Source organism: Pseudomonas sp. WS 5411 (assembly GCF_012985595.1).
Classification (GTDB): domain Bacteria; phylum Pseudomonadota; class Gammaproteobacteria; order Pseudomonadales; family Pseudomonadaceae; genus Aquipseudomonas; species Aquipseudomonas shahriarae.
Map to the genome: position 1 here is coordinate 157601 of NZ_JAARMC010000011.1, position 15724 is coordinate 173324.

The 15724-nt window shown below is 61.9% G+C and carries 13 protein-coding genes; all 13 read right to left on the reverse strand.

The window, feature by feature from the left end; all coding sequences use genetic code 11:
• Positions 1 to 129 precede the first annotated feature (129 nt).
• Entirely contained in the window at positions 130 to 1407 is a 1278-nt protein-coding gene (locus HBR93_RS16950) for a flavohemoglobin expression-modulating QEGLA motif protein (RefSeq protein WP_057441794.1), read from the reverse strand.
• A gap of 21 nt (positions 1408 to 1428) precedes the next feature.
• Complete coding sequence (locus HBR93_RS16955; protein ID WP_169960728.1) at positions 1429 to 1977, reverse strand: hypothetical protein; 549 nt, start codon at positions 1975 to 1977, stop codon at positions 1429 to 1431.
• A 44-nt stretch (positions 1978 to 2021) separates the two neighbouring features.
• Positions 2022 to 2738 (reverse strand): TetR family transcriptional regulator, encoded by a 717-nt coding sequence (locus HBR93_RS16960; RefSeq protein ID WP_081044192.1) that lies wholly within the window; start codon positions 2736 to 2738, stop codon positions 2022 to 2024.
• 109 nt (positions 2739 to 2847) lie between these two features.
• Positions 2848 to 4347: a lysine--tRNA ligase gene (lysS, locus tag HBR93_RS16965; protein ID WP_057441798.1), complete on the reverse strand. Its 1500-nt coding sequence runs from the start codon at positions 4345 to 4347 to the stop codon at positions 2848 to 2850.
• Between the two features lie 83 nt (positions 4348 to 4430).
• Positions 4431 to 5526, reverse strand: a protein-coding gene (gene prfB / locus HBR93_RS16970) for a peptide chain release factor 2 (protein ID WP_115127508.1) whose coding sequence is annotated in 2 segments (ribosomal slippage) — positions 4431 to 5453 and positions 5455 to 5526 — 1095 coding nt in all. Because the reading frame shifts where the segments join, the coding sequence is not laid out codon by codon here.
• 169 nt (positions 5527 to 5695) lie between these two features.
• Positions 5696 to 6697 (reverse strand): diguanylate cyclase, encoded by a 1002-nt coding sequence (locus HBR93_RS16975; protein WP_057441800.1) that lies wholly within the window; start codon positions 6695 to 6697, stop codon positions 5696 to 5698.
• Positions 6698 to 6748: 51 nt separating this feature from the next.
• Positions 6749 to 7759, reverse strand: coding sequence for a chemotaxis response regulator protein-glutamate methylesterase (locus HBR93_RS16980; protein WP_169960729.1), 1011 nt, complete (start codon positions 7757 to 7759; stop codon positions 6749 to 6751).
• Positions 7756 to 10053, reverse strand: coding sequence for a hybrid sensor histidine kinase/response regulator (locus tag HBR93_RS16985; RefSeq protein WP_169960730.1), 2298 nt, complete (start codon positions 10051 to 10053; stop codon positions 7756 to 7758). Before HBR93_RS16985 ends, HBR93_RS16980 begins: the two co-directional genes overlap by 4 nt.
• Positions 10050 to 10748, reverse strand: a complete 699-nt coding sequence (locus HBR93_RS16990; RefSeq protein WP_057445119.1) for a chemotaxis protein CheW — start codon at positions 10746 to 10748, stop codon at positions 10050 to 10052. The genes HBR93_RS16985 and HBR93_RS16990 overlap by 4 nt, the downstream gene beginning before the upstream one ends.
• A complete protein-coding gene (locus HBR93_RS16995) occupies positions 10745 to 12013 on the reverse strand; it encodes a protein-glutamate O-methyltransferase CheR (protein WP_169960731.1) in 1269 nt (422 codons plus the stop codon). The genes HBR93_RS16990 and HBR93_RS16995 overlap by 4 nt, the downstream gene beginning before the upstream one ends.
• Positions 12013 to 12534, reverse strand: coding sequence for a chemotaxis protein CheW (locus HBR93_RS17000; protein WP_057441807.1), 522 nt, complete (start codon positions 12532 to 12534; stop codon positions 12013 to 12015). The genes HBR93_RS16995 and HBR93_RS17000 overlap by 1 nt, the downstream gene beginning before the upstream one ends.
• Positions 12534 to 14156, reverse strand: coding sequence for a methyl-accepting chemotaxis protein (locus tag HBR93_RS17005; RefSeq protein WP_169960732.1), 1623 nt, complete (start codon positions 14154 to 14156; stop codon positions 12534 to 12536). Before HBR93_RS17005 ends, HBR93_RS17000 begins: the two co-directional genes overlap by 1 nt.
• 147 nt (positions 14157 to 14303) lie before the next feature.
• Positions 14304 to 15014, reverse strand: a complete 711-nt coding sequence (locus tag HBR93_RS17010; RefSeq protein ID WP_057958665.1) for a tellurite resistance TerB family protein — start codon at positions 15012 to 15014, stop codon at positions 14304 to 14306.
• Positions 15015 to 15724: the final 710 nt, after the last annotated feature.

The window sequence follows — 15724 nt, forward strand, 5'->3', positions numbered from 1 at the left end:
CAAATGGGTGGGGACACAACCCTGATAATCAATGAAGACTAACTGTGGAAGCTGGCTGTCAGTTACTCCACCGGTGGCTGACAGACCGCGATCGCGGGCTTGCCTGCTCCCACAGTTGATGGGGTTTGGTCAGAGGATATTGGAGTAATCCGCCTCGATCCGGTCCAGGCTCAGGTGGTTGAGGAAGTTGGAGAAGCACATCCATGCCGACAGCGCGTTCATGTCACGGAACTGATCCGGCAGGTATTTGGGCGGCACCACCAGGCCTTCGTCCACCAACTGGCGCAAAGTACGCATGTCTTCCAGGGTGGTCTTGCCGCAGAACAACAGAGGCACCTGCTCCAGCTTGCCCTTGCGCACGGCCAGCTGGATATAGTTGTAGACCATGATAAAGCCCTTGAGGTACGACAGATCCTTGGTAAACGGCAGCCCCGTCGGCGTCGAGCCGCGGAACACCCGGCTGGCATTGCCGTAGCTCTCGGCCATTTCAAAGCCTTGCTCGCGGAAGAACTCGAACACCTGCAGGAAATCGGCGCCCTCTTCCACCATATGGATCGCGCGGGTGCGGTTGGTCAGCTTGCGCAGGCGGCTGGGGTAAGAGGCAAAGGTGATGATCTCCATCAAGATTGCCAGGCCTTCCTGGGTCACGGTCGACGACGGTGGGCCCTTGGACAGGAAGGTGCAGATCGGCTGGTTCTGGCCATTGAGGGTGGTGCCCACATGGACCAGCCCTTCGTGCACTTCCAGGGCCCGCACATCGCGCTCGTTGAACATCGCATCGGCGCGAATCTTGATGTAGTCGGCGCCCGCCGCCGCGTCGGCAACGATGCCGTCGGACTCAAACACGCGAATGGTTTCTTCGGCTTCGCCAAATACTTTGTTCAGGCGGCTTTGCAGCAGGCCCACAGCGTCCTTGGCGGTCAGGGTCTTGGCTTCGTCCTTGAGGTCGCCACGGCCGTCGATGTTATTCAGGTAGTCGGAAAGCATCAGGCCCAGGTCGGCCAGGGTCGGGTCGCCGGCATGGAATGCATCGGAGGCGGCGCCGTAAAGCTCCTGGGAAATCAGGCCGAAATCCTCGGTGCCACGGGCTTCGAGCATGCGCACCACCATGCGGTACTCCTTGCACATGCGCCGCATGATCTGCCCGACCGGGTTGAACTGGCCCAGTTGGCGGGTGATATCGCGCTCGATGTTCTGGAACTCCAGCTTCACCTTGCTGGAATCGAACGACAGTGGCCGGTTCAGGTAATAGTCGCGGTCCACGGCCGGCATGTGCTTGCCCTTGCCCTGGAGGAAGCCCTTGCGAATGTTGTCGTCCCACTTCACGGCGTCGAGGACGCGAATCGGTGTCTGCGCCAGCACAATGCGATCGGACAAGGTGCGTATCGTCTGCTGGTAATCGTCCACCCGGTGCTCCCTCTTTAAACGTTATTTGCCCACACGCTTATAGCGTACGGCTTCGACAAACACATCGGCGTTGGCCGGATCATCCAGGTAAGCCAGGATCTGGCTCATGGGGCTGTCGATCAATATGCCGTCACCTTCGACAGTTTCCACGTGACTGCCAATCAGGATTTTCTGCGCGATGGCCTGGTTGATTGCCTCGGGGTCGAGGTTGTAGACCACCAGTTCGCGAGCCTCATTCAATTCAAAGCCGGCGAGGATAAAATGCCCACCCAGCTTGTCCGGCAGCGGCGCCGACAGGTACCAGCGGTTGCCGTGGCGGGACACGCTGAACAAATATTCGTCGCGCTTGACCGGTTTGGTTTGCGAAGTGCTCACCGCCTTGTAGCGATGCTGTCCAGCGCGACTGATCTGCAGGTCGAGCGGTTCGCCCCAGGCGTTCCTGCTGGCCCACTTGCCCAGCAGCGCGTCGGGTGCGGCCTCGCTGGCCGGCAGGGGCTCCTTGAAGGTCACCAGGCAGCCGCTCAGGAGCAGCAACACCATCGCGGTCACAACCACACGCCAGGTTTTCATCCATCACTCCACAGCTGTTTTGGGGGGGCCCGGCTCCCACACGACTAGACCGAGGCCAGTACCAGGTGCATGTAACGCTTGAGAATCTCGAGCATTTCTTCGCCAGTCAGGGCCTCGGGCTCGAACAGCAGGCCCTGATATTCCATCCGACTGATAATCGCCGTCAACACTTTGGCATCTTGCTGGGGTTCGCGGGAGCCCAATACCTGGAAAAACTGGCAAGTGCCCTGCAACAGAATCTGCTGATGGGAGCGCACCAGGTCGGCCAGGCGCGGGTTCAACAAGGCCTCCTGGCGAAACGCCTGCTCGGCCATCAGGTACTCGCGACGGTTAAGCAGTTGGCGCAGGACGTAATCGGCGGTCAGCCGCGCAATATCATCGGCCAGTTGCGAGCGCGACTCGGCGCTGCCATCACCATAAGCCACCATCTCGCGCAGCAAGCCCTCATTGCGCACCCACAACTTACCCATGAACGCCGCACTGCGCTCCACGTACTGGGCAAAGGTGTCGGTGAGCAGGTCGTCGATGTCCTTGAAGTAGTAGGTGGTGGCCGACAACGGCACACCGGCCTCCGCCGCTACCGCCCGATGGCGCACGGCGCGCACGCCGTCGCGCACGACAATGCGCATCGCCGCATCGAGGATGTCTTGCCGACGCTGCTCGCTGCCCTGGCGACTGGCCTTGCGCCCTTGGTACTGAACACTTTCAGCCACGGCGGCAGCAATGCCAGCGGCGCCTTCTTGAGCCATTACGCGCTTCACGAAAGATCGTCCTCTCCTATCAACAGAAGCCTGGCGCCGTTTGCTTGACGTTAGTTCAGGCCCCACAAAAAAGCCGCCTTATAAAAGGCGGCTTGATGATTTGCTGCGGTTACGCTTGCGGCCGCATATGCGGGAACAAGATGACATCGCGGATCGACGGTGAGTTGGTGAGCAACATCACCAGACGGTCGATACCGATACCCTCACCGGCCGTTGGCGGCATGCCGTACTCCAGCGCGCGCACGAAGTCGGCGTCGTAGTGCATGGCTTCGTCGTCACCGGCGTCCTTGTCGGCCACCTGGGCCATGAAACGCTCGGCCTGGTCTTCCGCGTCGTTAAGCTCGGAGTAGGCGTTGGCGATTTCGCGACCACCGATAAACAGCTCGAAACGGTCGGTGACGTTCGGGTTGTCGTCGTTGCGACGGGCCAGCGGCGACACTTCGAACGGGTACTGGGTGATGAAGTGCGGCTGCTCCAGCTTGTGCTCCACCAGCTCTTCGAAAATCATCACCTGCAGCTTGCCCAGGCCTTCGAAGCCCAGGACCTTGGCCCCGGCTTTCTTGGCGATGGCGCGAGCCTTGTCGATGTCGTTCAGGTCGTCAGCGGTCAACTCAGGGTTGTACTTGAGGATCGAGTCGAACACCGACAGGCGCACGAACGGCTCGCCGAAATGGAACACCTTGTCGCCGTAAGGCACGTCGGTGCTGCCCAGGACCAGTTGCGCCAGCTCGCGGAACAGTTCTTCGGTCAGGTCCATGTTGTCTTCGTAGTCGGCGTAGGCCTGGTAGAACTCCAACATGGTGAATTCCGGGTTGTGACGGGTCGAGACACCTTCGTTACGGAAGTTGCGGTTGATCTCGAACACCTTCTCAAAACCACCCACCACCAGGCGCTTGAGGTACAGCTCCGGCGCGATACGCAGGAACATTTCCAGGTCCAGGGCATTGTGGTGGGTTTCGAACGGCTTGGCTGCGGCGCCGCCCGGGATGGTCTGCAGCATCGGCGTCTCGACTTCGAGGAAGTCACGCGCCATCAGGAAGCTGCGGATGTGCGCGATTACTTGCGAACGCACGCGGAAGGTCTGGCGCACTTCTTCGTTGACGATCAGGTCAACATAGCGCTGGCGATAGCGCTGCTCGGTGTCGGTCAGGCCGTGGTGCTTGTCCGGCAGCGGGCGCAGCGACTTGGTCAGCAGGCGCACGTTGGTCATTTCGACGTACAGGTCGCCCTTGCCGGAACGGGCCAGGGTGCCTTCGGCGGCAATGATGTCGCCCATGTCCCAGGTTTTCACCGAGGCCAGGGTTTCTTCCGGGAGGGTCTTGCGGTTGACGTAGACCTGGATGCGCCCGGTCATGTCCTGGATCACCATGAACGAGCCACGGTTGAGCATGATGCGACCTGCCACCTTGACCGGGATCGCCGCTTCAGCCAGCTCTTCCTTGGTCTTGTCCGCGTACTGCTTCTGCAAGGCATCGCAGTAGTTTTCGCGGCGGAAGTCGTTGGGGAAGGCATTGCCCTTGGCGCGCTCGGCAGCAAGCTTTTCCTTGCGCAGGGCGATCAGGGAGTTTTCTTCCTGTTGCAGGGCCTGGTCGAGTTGTTGGTCGCTCATGTCTTTAAATTTTCCATCACAGGTTCGTTGCCCCCAGGCCTTCGGCCTGGGGATCGCGGGCAAGCCCGCTCCCACAGAGGGTGTTACAGGCCGGACTTCAGGCTCGCTTCCAGGTATTCGTCGATATCGCCGTCGAGTACCTTGTCGCAGTCGCTGCGTTCGATGTTAGTGCGCAGATCCTTGATCCGCGAAGCATCAAGCACATACGAACGGATCTGGTGACCCCAGCCGATATCCGACTTGGTGTCTTCCAGCGCCTGGGAAGCGGCGTTGCGCTTCTGCATTTCCTGCTCGTACAACTTGGCCCGCAGCATTTTCATGGCGGTGTCCTTGTTGGCGTGCTGGGAACGTTCGTTCTGGCAGCTGACCACGGTGTTGGTCGGTACGTGAGTGATACGTACAGCCGAGTCAGTGGTGTTTACGTGCTGACCGCCGGCACCGGAGGAACGGTAGGTGTCGATCCGCAGGTCGGCCGGGTTGATCTCGATTTCCACCTTGTCGTCGATCTCTGGGGAGACGAAAACGGCGGAGAACGAAGTGTGCCGACGGTTGCCGGAGTCGAACGGGCTCTTGCGCACCAGGCGGTGTACGCCGATCTCGGTCCGCAGCCAGCCAAAGGCGTATTCACCCTTGATATGCACGGTCGCGCCCTTGATACCGGCGACTTCACCGGCGGACAGCTCCATGATGGTCGCTTCGAAACCGCGTTTGTCAGCCCAGCGCAGGTACATGCGCAGCAGGATGTTGGCCCAGTCCTGGGCTTCGGTGCCACCGGAACCGGCCTGGATATCCAGATAGGCGTTGTTCGGGTCCATTTCGTGGCTGAACATGCGGCGGAATTCAAGCTTGGCGAGGTTTTCCTCGAGACGGGCCAGCTCGGCGACGACATCGCCCACTGCGCCTTCGTCGTTTTCTTCGACGGCCATGTCCAGCAGGTCGCGGCAATCGCCCAGACCGGTGTTCAACTCGTCGAGGGTGTCGACGATCTGCGCCAGCGCAGCGCGCTCGCGGCCCAGTTCCTGGGCGTATTCAGGTTTGTTCCAGACAGCCGGATCTTCAAGCTCGCGATTGACTTCGGTCAGACGCTCATGCTTTTGATCGTAGTCAAAGATACCCCCGAATAGTTTCGGAGCGCTCGGACAGGTCCTTGATGGTGTTCAGGATCGGGTTGATTTCCATGGCGGGCAGCACTCGTTGGCGAACTTTTGAAAGCCGGCGAGTATAACGGCAAAAGGCTGGAAACGGCAGTCCGCTTGGCCGAAAAGGCCGGGTTTGTGTGATATCTACAGGCCGATAACGATCAAAGGTGGGAGCGGGCTCCCACATTGGGTTGGCGGTGTCCTGCAGGCTATTCGATCCCCACCTGGTTGCGCCCATTATGCTTGGCCAGATACAACCCCTTGTCCGCCGCCGAGATCAATTGCCGGCAATCAGTCCCCAGCAGCGGCGTCATGGTCGCCAGGCCAATGCTGATGGTCAGGCTCGCCCCTTCAGAGGGTGCGATATGCGGGATTTTCAACGCGGCAACAGCCTGGCGCAGTTTCTCCGCCACCAACCGCGCACCGCCCGGCGAGGTGTTCGGCAACACCAGGGCAAACTCCTCGCCCCCGTAGCGCGCCGGCAGGTCCGAAGGACGGCTGCTGGCGTCACGGATGCTCGCCGCCACCTTACGCAGCGCCTCGTCTCCTTCCAGGTGGCCAAAGCTGTCGTTGTAGGTCTTGAAGAAGTCCACGTCGATCATCAACAACGACAACTGGGTCTGGTCCCGCATGGCGCGTCGCCATTCCAGCTCCAGGTATTCGTCGAAATGCCGGCGGTTGGACAGCCCGGTCAAACCGTCGGAGTTCATCAACCGCTGCAGCACCAGGTTGGTGTCCAGCAGTTGTTGCTGGCTGACCCGCAATGCACGGTAGGCCGCATCCCGCTGCAACAGGGTCATGTAGGAGCGCGAGTGGTAGCGGATACGCGCCACCAGTTCGATATTGTCCGGCAGTTTCACCAGGTAATCATTGGCCCCGGCGGCAAACGCGGCGCTCTTGATCAGCGGGTCTTCCTTGGTCGAGAGCACGATGATCGGGATGTTCTGCGTCGCCGGGTGGTTGCGGTATTCGCGCACCAGGGTCAGGCCGTCCAGCCCGGGCATGACCAGGTCCTGGAGAATCACCGTCGGCTTGATGCGGATCGCCTGGGAGATGGCCTGGTGGGGGTCGGCACAGAAGTGGAAGTCGATATTCTCCTCATGGGCCAGACCGCGTCGCACGGCTTCGCCGATCATCGCCTGGTCGTCCACCAGCAACACCATGGCGGCGTTCTCGTCGGTCTTGAAGTCGTCGAGCTGTAAATCATTCATTTGCGGTCACCTGAATTACTACGTGCAGGCCAGGACAGCGAGTTATATCGGTCATTTTGCGAATACCTCCAGCAATCGTGGCGCAATTCTGTCCAACGGGCGAATCTCAACAGCGGCATCAATCGCCGCCGCCGCTTTGGGCATGCCGTAAACCGCACAGCTCTGCTGATCCTGAGCGATGGTCAGATAGCCCTGCTGACGCATCAATTTGAGTCCCTGGGCTCCGTCGCGTCCCATGCCGGTCAGTAATACGCCGACGGCATCGCCGTTCCAATGGCTGGCGACGCTCTCGAAAAACACGTCGATGGACGGCCGATAAATCTCGTTCACGGGTTCCGCCGTGTAGGCCAACGTGCCGTTTTTCAGCAGCCGGATATGATGATTGGTGCCGGCCAGCAATACCACGCCGCTTTGCGGTGGCTCACCTTCGCGAGCCAGGCGCACCGGCAGGCCCGAGGCGCTGCTCAGCCACTCGGCCATGCCGGCGGCGAATACCTGGTCCACATGCTGCACCAGCACAATGGCTGCCGCAAAGTCCCGAGGCAAGCCCTTGAGCAGGGTTTCCAGCGCCGCCGGGCCGCCCGCCGAAGAACCGATCGCGACCAGGCTCTGGCGCTTGCCCGTCGCCCGCGGATGCACAGGTTCGGCCCGCACCCGGCTGCCGCGCTGGCCGATCAGCCAGCCAATATTAAGGATCTTGCGCAACAGGGGCGCGGCCGCCTCCTTGGCATCGCCAACCCCCAATGCCGGGGTGTCCACCACATCCAGGGCACCATGGCCCATGGCTTCAAACACGCGGCTGACATTCTGCTGGCGATCCACGGTAACGATAACGATAGCGCATGGCGTCTCGGCCATGATCTGCCGGGTGGCCTCAACGCCATCCATCACCGGCATGATCAGGTCCATCAGGATCAGGTCCGGGGTCAGCTCGGCACAGCGCTGCACCGCTTCCAGGCCATTGGTGGCAACCCACACTACTTGATGGGCCGGTTCGAAGCTCAAGGCCCGGCGCAAGGCCTCGACCGCCAGGGGCATGTCATTGACGATGGCGATCTTCATGCCCGGGCGCCTCCAATCAGTTCCACCACCGCATCGAGCAGGGCGTCATCATGGAAACTGGCCTTGGCCAGGTAATAGTCGGCGCCGGCATCCAGGCCGCGCCGCCGGTCTTCTTCACGATCCTTGTAGGACACCACCATCACCGGCAGCGACTGCAGGCGAGTGTCACGGCGTAAAAGTGTGACCAATTCGATACCGTCCATGCGTGGCATATCAATGTCAGTAATCAGCAGGTCGAAGTCTTCGGAACGCAGAGCATTCCAGCCATCCATGCCATCAACGGCGACCGCCACCTCATATCCACGATTAAGTAATAGCTTGCGCTGCAGTTCACGCACGGTAAGCGAGTCATCCACCACCAGGATGCGCTTGCGCGCGGCCTCGACGGTTTGCTGCGCGCGGCGGGCAATGCGTTCCAGGCGGCCGGTGTTGAGCAGCTTGTCCACCGAGCGCAGCATGTCTTCGACATCGACGATCAACACCACCGAGCCGTCATCCAGCAGCGCACCGGCAGAAATGTCCTGCACCTTGCCCAGGCGATCGTCCAGCGGCAGCACCACCAGGGTGCGCTCGCCGATAAAACGCTCTACGGCAATCCCGTACACCGCATCGCGCTCGCGGATTACCACGACCTTGAGGGTATCCTGGCTGGTCTGCCCGGGCGGGCGCTGCAACAACTGGCTGGCCGCGACCAGGCCGACATGCCGGCCTTCGTGCCAGAAATGCTGGCGGCCTTCCAGTTGCACGATTTCGTCGGGTTCCAGGTCGCACATGCGCTCGATATGGGCCAGGGGGAAGGCGTAGGCTTCTTCGCCAACCTCCACCACCAGGCTACGCACCACCGACAAGGTCAGTGGCACTTCCAGATGGAAGCGGCTGCCCTGCCCTGCCGTCTGCTCCAGCACCACCGCACCGCGCAATTGGCGGACCATGTGTTGCACCGCATCCAGGCCGACACCGCGCCCGGAGACTTCGGTCACCTTGTCGCGCAGGCTGAAACCCGGCAGGAACAGGAAGGTCAGCAATTCCTCTTCGCTCAGGCGCAAGGCGGTTTCCAGTGGCGACAGATTGCGCTCGACAATACTGTCGCGCAGGCGCGCAAGGTCCACGCCGTTACCGTCATCACTCAATTCCAGTACCAACAGGCCAGCCTGGTGCGAGGCACGCAGGCGGATCAGGCCTTCGGCCGGCTTGCCCGCCAGCAGGCGCTGCTCAGGCATCTCAATGCCGTGATCGACGGCATTGCGCAACAAATGGGTCAGCGGCGCTTCGAGTTTTTCCAGGACATCACGGTCAACCTGAGTTTTCTCGCCTTCGATTTCCAGGCGCACCTGCTTGCCCAGGCTGCGGCCCAGGTCGCGCACCATGCGCGCCTGTCCCGCCAGCACATCGGCAAACGGGCGCATGCGGCACGCCAGCGCGGTGTCATACAACACCTGGGCGCGCTGCCCGGCCTGCCAGCCGAACTCATCCAGTTCGGCGGTCTTTTCCGCCAGCAGCAACTGCGCTTCGCTCAACAGGCGGCGGGCATCGGCCAGGGCTTCCTGGGCTTCGAGGTTCAGGTCGACGGTCTTGAGCTGGCCATCCAGGTTGTCCAGGGCCCGGGCGCTATTGCTTTGGATGCGCTTGAGGCGTTGCAGGCTGGACAGGTAAGGCTTGAGCCGCTGGGTTTCCACCAGGGATTTGCTGGACAGGTCCAACAGGCTGTTCAAGCGCTCGGCGGTGACCCGCAACACCCGCTCGCCGCCTTCGGTCATACGTTTGTTGTGGCGCGGCGCATCACTGCTGACCGGCGGCGAGGCCTCCGGCTCCGGGGGCAATAGCAGCGATTCTTCAAGGGACGGCAGCGGCTGCGCGAGCGGCGCAGCCACGGGCGGCGGTGCAACCACCTGGGCCATGGGTTGCGACGGGTCCAGCAAGCGTTCCATCAGCGCCACATACGCCTGGATATCGGCCGGGCCCACGGTGTTACCCGGTGTGGCGATGCGCATCAGCAGGTCGGTGCCCTGCAACAACGCGTCGATATGTTCGGGTTGCAGAAACAGCCGGCTTTCCTGGGCGCTGACCAGGCAGTCTTCCATCACGTGAGCCACGCTGACGCCAGCATCGACCCCGACAATCCGCGCCGCGCCTTTGAGCGAATGCGCCGCACGCATGCACGCCTCAAGTTGGTCGGCCTGGGTCGGGTTGCGTTCCAGGGCCAGCAGGCCGGCACTCAGGACCTGGGTCTGGGCATCGGCTTCCAGGCTGAACAGTTCCAGCAGCGAGGCGTCGCGCATCTGGTCGGGGGTCATGACAGGCTCCGGGTCACGGCAGACAGCAGTTGCGTCTCGTCCAGCCAGCGCAGGCTCCGGCCCTTGAACGGCAACACACCCTGGGTGTAGCGCGCACTGGCCTGGGTGCCGGAGGCAGACGCGGCTTTCAGGGTGCGCTCATCAATGGCATGGATGCCATCCACTTCATCCACCGGCACCACTACCGGGCCATCCTGCGCGGCGATGATCAGCATGCGCGGCATGATCCGCCCGCCACTGGCGCCGCCGCCGCTGCTGTCGAGCCCGAGCAACTCCACCAGAGACAGGCAGGCCACCAGCGCACCGCGCACATTGGCGACCCCGAGCAAGGCCCGCGAGCGCTGGTGGGGCAAGGAATGGATCGGCTGCAGGGGCGCCACTTCCACCAGGCAGCGGGTGGCGATGCCCAGCCATTCCTCGCCCAGGCGGAACATCAGCAAGGACCGGGTGGCCACCTCGTCGTCCGCCTGTGTCGCAGCGCCAGGGTGACGGTCCTCTTGCTGCAATGCATAGCGATCCAGCAGGCGGGTGGCCGCTGCCGAATACACCGCACAATTGCGGCAGTGGATATGCTCGGCCAGCAACGGGCAGGATTTATCGCCGTGGATCCCGATGCGGTTCCAGCAATCGTCAATGGCCTGGGTATCGGCGACCGTCAGGTTCAGGCCGGTGTCCGGGGATGCGGAGCTACTCATCGTTTACGCTCACTGTCAGCGGCTCGCTCGCTACGGGCAGCACGGGCTTGCAAGCGCCGCGCCCCCGCCGTATCGCCCTGGGATTCCAGCAGTGCGGCCAGGTGCATCAAGGCCTGCGGATGCTGGGGTTCCAGGTACAAGGCTTTTCGATAATACCCCTGGGCTTCCAGGGCGCTACCCGCCACATCGCTGAGCAGGCCCAGCCAGTAAAACACCTGAGCCGCCGGCGGATGAGTTTGCAGGTACAGCTCACAGGCAGCACGGGCCTCAAGGCTCTTGCCTTCATTGGCCAGGGTTGCGATCTGCCCGAGCAGATCGGCAGCATCCGAATGCACTGGCGCAGGCTTGATCGGCGCCACCGGCGCTACGAATGCACTGAATGCTCGCGGTTTACTCGCAATCGGCGCTGCGCTGCGTTGCGGCAGCGGCGCCGGCATGGGGGTAAAGACCGGCTCAGGCGGCGCGGCTTCGGCGTGGCGACTGAAGGCAAACGACTGCGGCACACCAATCGAGCGCATGCCCAGGCGTCCCAGCAGGCTGCCTTCGGCCGGGCCGATAAACAGCACGCCGTCGACATGGGTCAGGCCCTTGAGCACTTCAAAGACCTGCTTCTGGGTCGGCTGGTCGAAGTAGATCAGCAGGTTGCGGCAGAACACAAAGTCATAAGTCGGCTCATTGGCCAGCAACTGCGGGTCCAGCAGGTTGCCCACTTGCAGGCGCACTTGCTCACGCACCCGGTCGGCGACGCGATAGCCGTCGCTCTCGGCGCTGAAATGCCGCTCACGAAACTCGAGGTCCTGGCCACGGAAGGAGTTCTTGCCATACACCCCGCGCCGCGCCCGCTCCACCGACAATGGGCTGACGTCCATGCCTTGCACCTTGAACTGGTGGGGCGAAAGGCCCGCATCGAGCAGGGCCATGGCGATGGAATAGGGTTCCTCGCCGGTGGAACACGGCAGGCTGAGAATGCGCAGGGCGCGCATATGCTTGATTTCGCCGAGCCGTGTCACCGCCAGCCGCGCCAGGGTGGCAAAGGATTCGGGATAACGGAAAAACCAGGTTTCGGGAACGATGACCGCTTCGATCAGCGCCTGTTGTTCCTCGCTGCTGGTTTGCAGGCGTTGCCAGTACTGATCGGCACTCAGCCCCTGCAACGCCTGGCTGCGCTGGCGCACGGCGCGCTCGATGATGGCTTCGCCCACCGAGGCGACATCCAGGCCGATGCGTTCCTTGAGGAAGTCGAAGAAGCGTTGATCATTGCTCATCACGCCTCCCCAACGGTCAGGTCGGGGGCAAACAGCAAAGCGCAGACCTCGGGGGTCAGCAGGTCGGCGACGCCGATCCACTGCATCAGCCCCCGCTCGTCTTCGCGCACCGGCCCCAGGTAGGGCGCCTGGCGATTGTCCAGGCCGTATGGCTGGAAGTCCGCCGGGTCGCAGCGCAGGGTGTCAGTGGCCTGTTCGAGGATCAGCCCCAGCCAGCGAGGCTCCAGCCAGGTTTCTGGCCGATAGTTGACCAATACCAGACGCGTACTGGTGCGGGCCTGGGCCGATGTACCAAAGGTCAGGGCGCTGAGGTCGATCACCGGCACCATGTTGCCGCGATGGGCAAAGATCCCGGCGACCCACACCGGCGCATGGGCGATCGGTTTGAGCGGCAGGCGCGGCAGCACCTCGGCCACTTCCGTGGCCTTGAGGGCGTAGCGCTCGCTGCCGATATGAAACACCAGGAACAAGGCTTTTTTGGCTGCCGTCACCGCGCCGCGTTTCGCCGCTGGATCGCTCATCAGACTTTAAAACGCGACACGCCGCTGCGCAGACCCACCGCAACCTGGCTCAGTTCATCAATGGCAAAACTGGCCTGGCGCAGGGACTCCACGGTCTGGCTGCTGGCATCGCCCAATTGCACCAAGGCATGGTTGATCTGCTCGGCCCCCGTGGCCTGGGCCTGCATGCCCTCGTTGACCATCAGCACCCGCGGCGCCAGGGCCTGGACCTGATGGATGATCTGCGACAGTTGCTCGCCGACCTGCTGCACCTCGAACATCCCGCGACGGACCTCTTCGGAGAACTTGTCCATGCCCATCACGCCGGCCGATACCGCCGATTGGATCTCGCGCACCATCTGCTCGATATCGTAGGTGGCCACGGCGGTCTGGTCGGCCAGACGCCGTACTTCGGTGGCGACCACGGCAAAGCCGCGCCCGTACTCACCGGCCTTTTCGGCCTCGATGGCGGCGTTGAGGGACAGCAGGTTGGTCTGGTCGGCTACCTTGACGATGGTCACGACCACCTGGTTGATGTTGCCGGCCTTCTCGTTGAGGATCGCCAGCTTGGCGTTGACCAGATCGGCGGCACCCATCACCGAGTGCATGGTTTCTTCCATTCGGGCCAGGCCTTGCTGGCCGGAACCGGCGGCCACCGAGGCCTGGTCGGCGGCGGTAGACACTTCGGTCATGGTGCGCACCAGGTCCTTGGACGTGGCAGCAATTTCCCGCGAGGTGGCGCCGATTTCGGTGGTAGTAGCGGCCGTTTCGGTAGCCGTGGCCTGTTGCTGCTTGGAGGTGGCGGCAATCTCGGTCACCGAGGTGGTGACCTGCACCGACGAACGCTGGGCCTGGGATACCAGGGCGGTCAGCTCGGTCATCATGTCATTGAAGCCGGTTTCCACTGCACCGAACTCGTCCTTGCGGTCCAGGTTCAGGCGCTTGCTCAGATCGCCGGTGCGCATGGTTTCGAGGATATCGACGATGCGCTTCATCGGCGCCATGATCGCGCGCATCAGCAGCAGCCCGCACAGGCCGGCGGCGAGGATCGCCAGGAGCAGCGACACGCCCATACTGATTTTCGCGGCAGCCACAGCATCATCAATGGCCGCGGTGGCGTTGTCCGCGACTGTTTTGTTCTCGTTGATGATGTCATTGAGCTTCATGCGCCCTGCGGTCCAGGCCGGGGTCAATTGCTCGTCGAACATTTTGACCGCTTCGGCTTCCTTGTTGGCCGCATGCAGCTCCAGGACGTGGGCAAGTACTTGGTTGTACTTCAGGTGCAGGGCTTCAAAGGTGTCGAACTCGGTACGATCCTGGTCGATATTGATCGTCTTGGCGTAACTGGCCATATGCTGCTCCAGCCGCGCCTCGAACGCCTTGTAATCCTGCTTATCCGCGTCGGAAATGCCCAGGTGCTCGCGCAACCCGATCAACTCCTGGGTCTGCAGGTAGCTGTCGACCCAGGCGCTACGGATCATCGAGCTGAAAAACACCCCCGGTACGGCATCGTCGCGTACCACGTTTTCGCTCGCTTCGATCTTCAGCAACCGTGAATACGAGACCACAACCATCAGCAGCATGATGGCGATAATCACCGCAAAGCTCGCCAAGATGCGTTGGCGCAAGGTCCAGTTCTTCACAGTAATTCCTCGAAGGCCGATCAAATGCCGAGGAGTATAGCTGAGGCCGTGCCATCATTTATCAATGGGTTGTGGGCCAAGTCTCACGAAATATAAAAACACCCCGCAACCTGGACGGTGACGGGGTGGTTTTCTGTACGGGGCGGGTCAGAGCGTGGCTTGGCGTACCTGTTTTTCCAGTTCGATCTTGAGGCCCGGCTCCAGCTTCAGCTGGCGGGCCAATTCGTCGAGGTAGGACTTCTCCATGAAGTTCTCCTCGTCCACCAGCATGACGCTGGCGATGTACATTTCGGCGGCCATTTCCGGGGTGCTGGCAGCGCGGGCGACATCGGTGGGATCCAGGGGTTTGTTGAGTTCGGCATGCAGCCAGCGTTGCAGTTCCTGGTCGTTGTCCAGCTTGACGAATTCGCCTTCGATCAACGCACGCTCGCGCTCGTCCACATGGCCGTCGGCCTTGGCGGCGGCCACCAGGGCCTTGAGGATGGCCTGGCTATGCAGTTCGACCTGGGCCGGCGGCAGGCGGTCGAGGGTCTGCGGTTCGCCTTTGGGCGCGCCGGCCTGTTGTGCCTGCCAGTTGCCGTAGGCCTTGTAGGCAATCACGCCTAATGCGGCAAGACCACCATAGGTGAGGGCTTTACCGCCAAAGTTGCGGGCCTTTTTGTTGCCCAATAGCAGGCCCATGGCCCCGGCGGCCAATGCCCCGCCACCTGCGCCACCGAGCAGGCTGCCGAGCCCGCCACCGCCGAGCAGGCCGCCCAAGGCACCTTTGTCATCGCCTTTGCGTTGACCGCCAGCTTTGTTTTGCAGCATGTCCTGGCCGGACTTGAGCAACTGATCAAGCAATCCACGGGTATTCATTCATAGCCTCCAGAGACTTGGGTTCATAGGGTTGATAGGCCTTCAGCGTAAAACTAAGTGCCAATAATCCTGGATATAGAGTGCTTCCAGATGTAACTCAGTTTTTTTGGAGTGGGGGCGGTGGAGTACATATCCGTTGCTGCGGTCACGGCCACTTAGGGTTCCGCCCTTACGGCGGGTCACTTTTGGAAAAGAGCCCCAAAAGTAACCAAAAGGGCTCTTGCCCCACCACTCGGCACCTCGCCCAGGCTCGGTGTGCCCGTCATCCGACATTGATTTGGGGGGCCGCCGCGATGGGCCATCCATGGCCCAGCGCGGCTAACCCGGCGTCCTGCCGGGTTACCCCCCAAATCAATATCGGATGACGGCCAGCGTGGTTTAACGGGGCGCCTCAGATCAAAAGCAAAGCGAGGCGGCCTGACAGCCGACCTGATCGTCGAGATGTACGCATATACCTGTGGGAGCTGGCTTGCCTGCGATGGCGGTGTATCAGCCAATACATTTATCGACTGATACACCGCCATCGCAGGCAAGCCAGCTCCCACAGGGGGGAATGCAGCTTCGCGCCCCGGCTTTGCTGTTGCTCTGCTTTTGATCTGGCTTTTGATCTTGATCTCAGGCGCCCCGTTAAACCACGATGGCCGCAGGCAGGTATTGCGCAGTGGGCACCCCGGCATGGATGCCGGGGTAGCCGCGACACGGCCATGGAT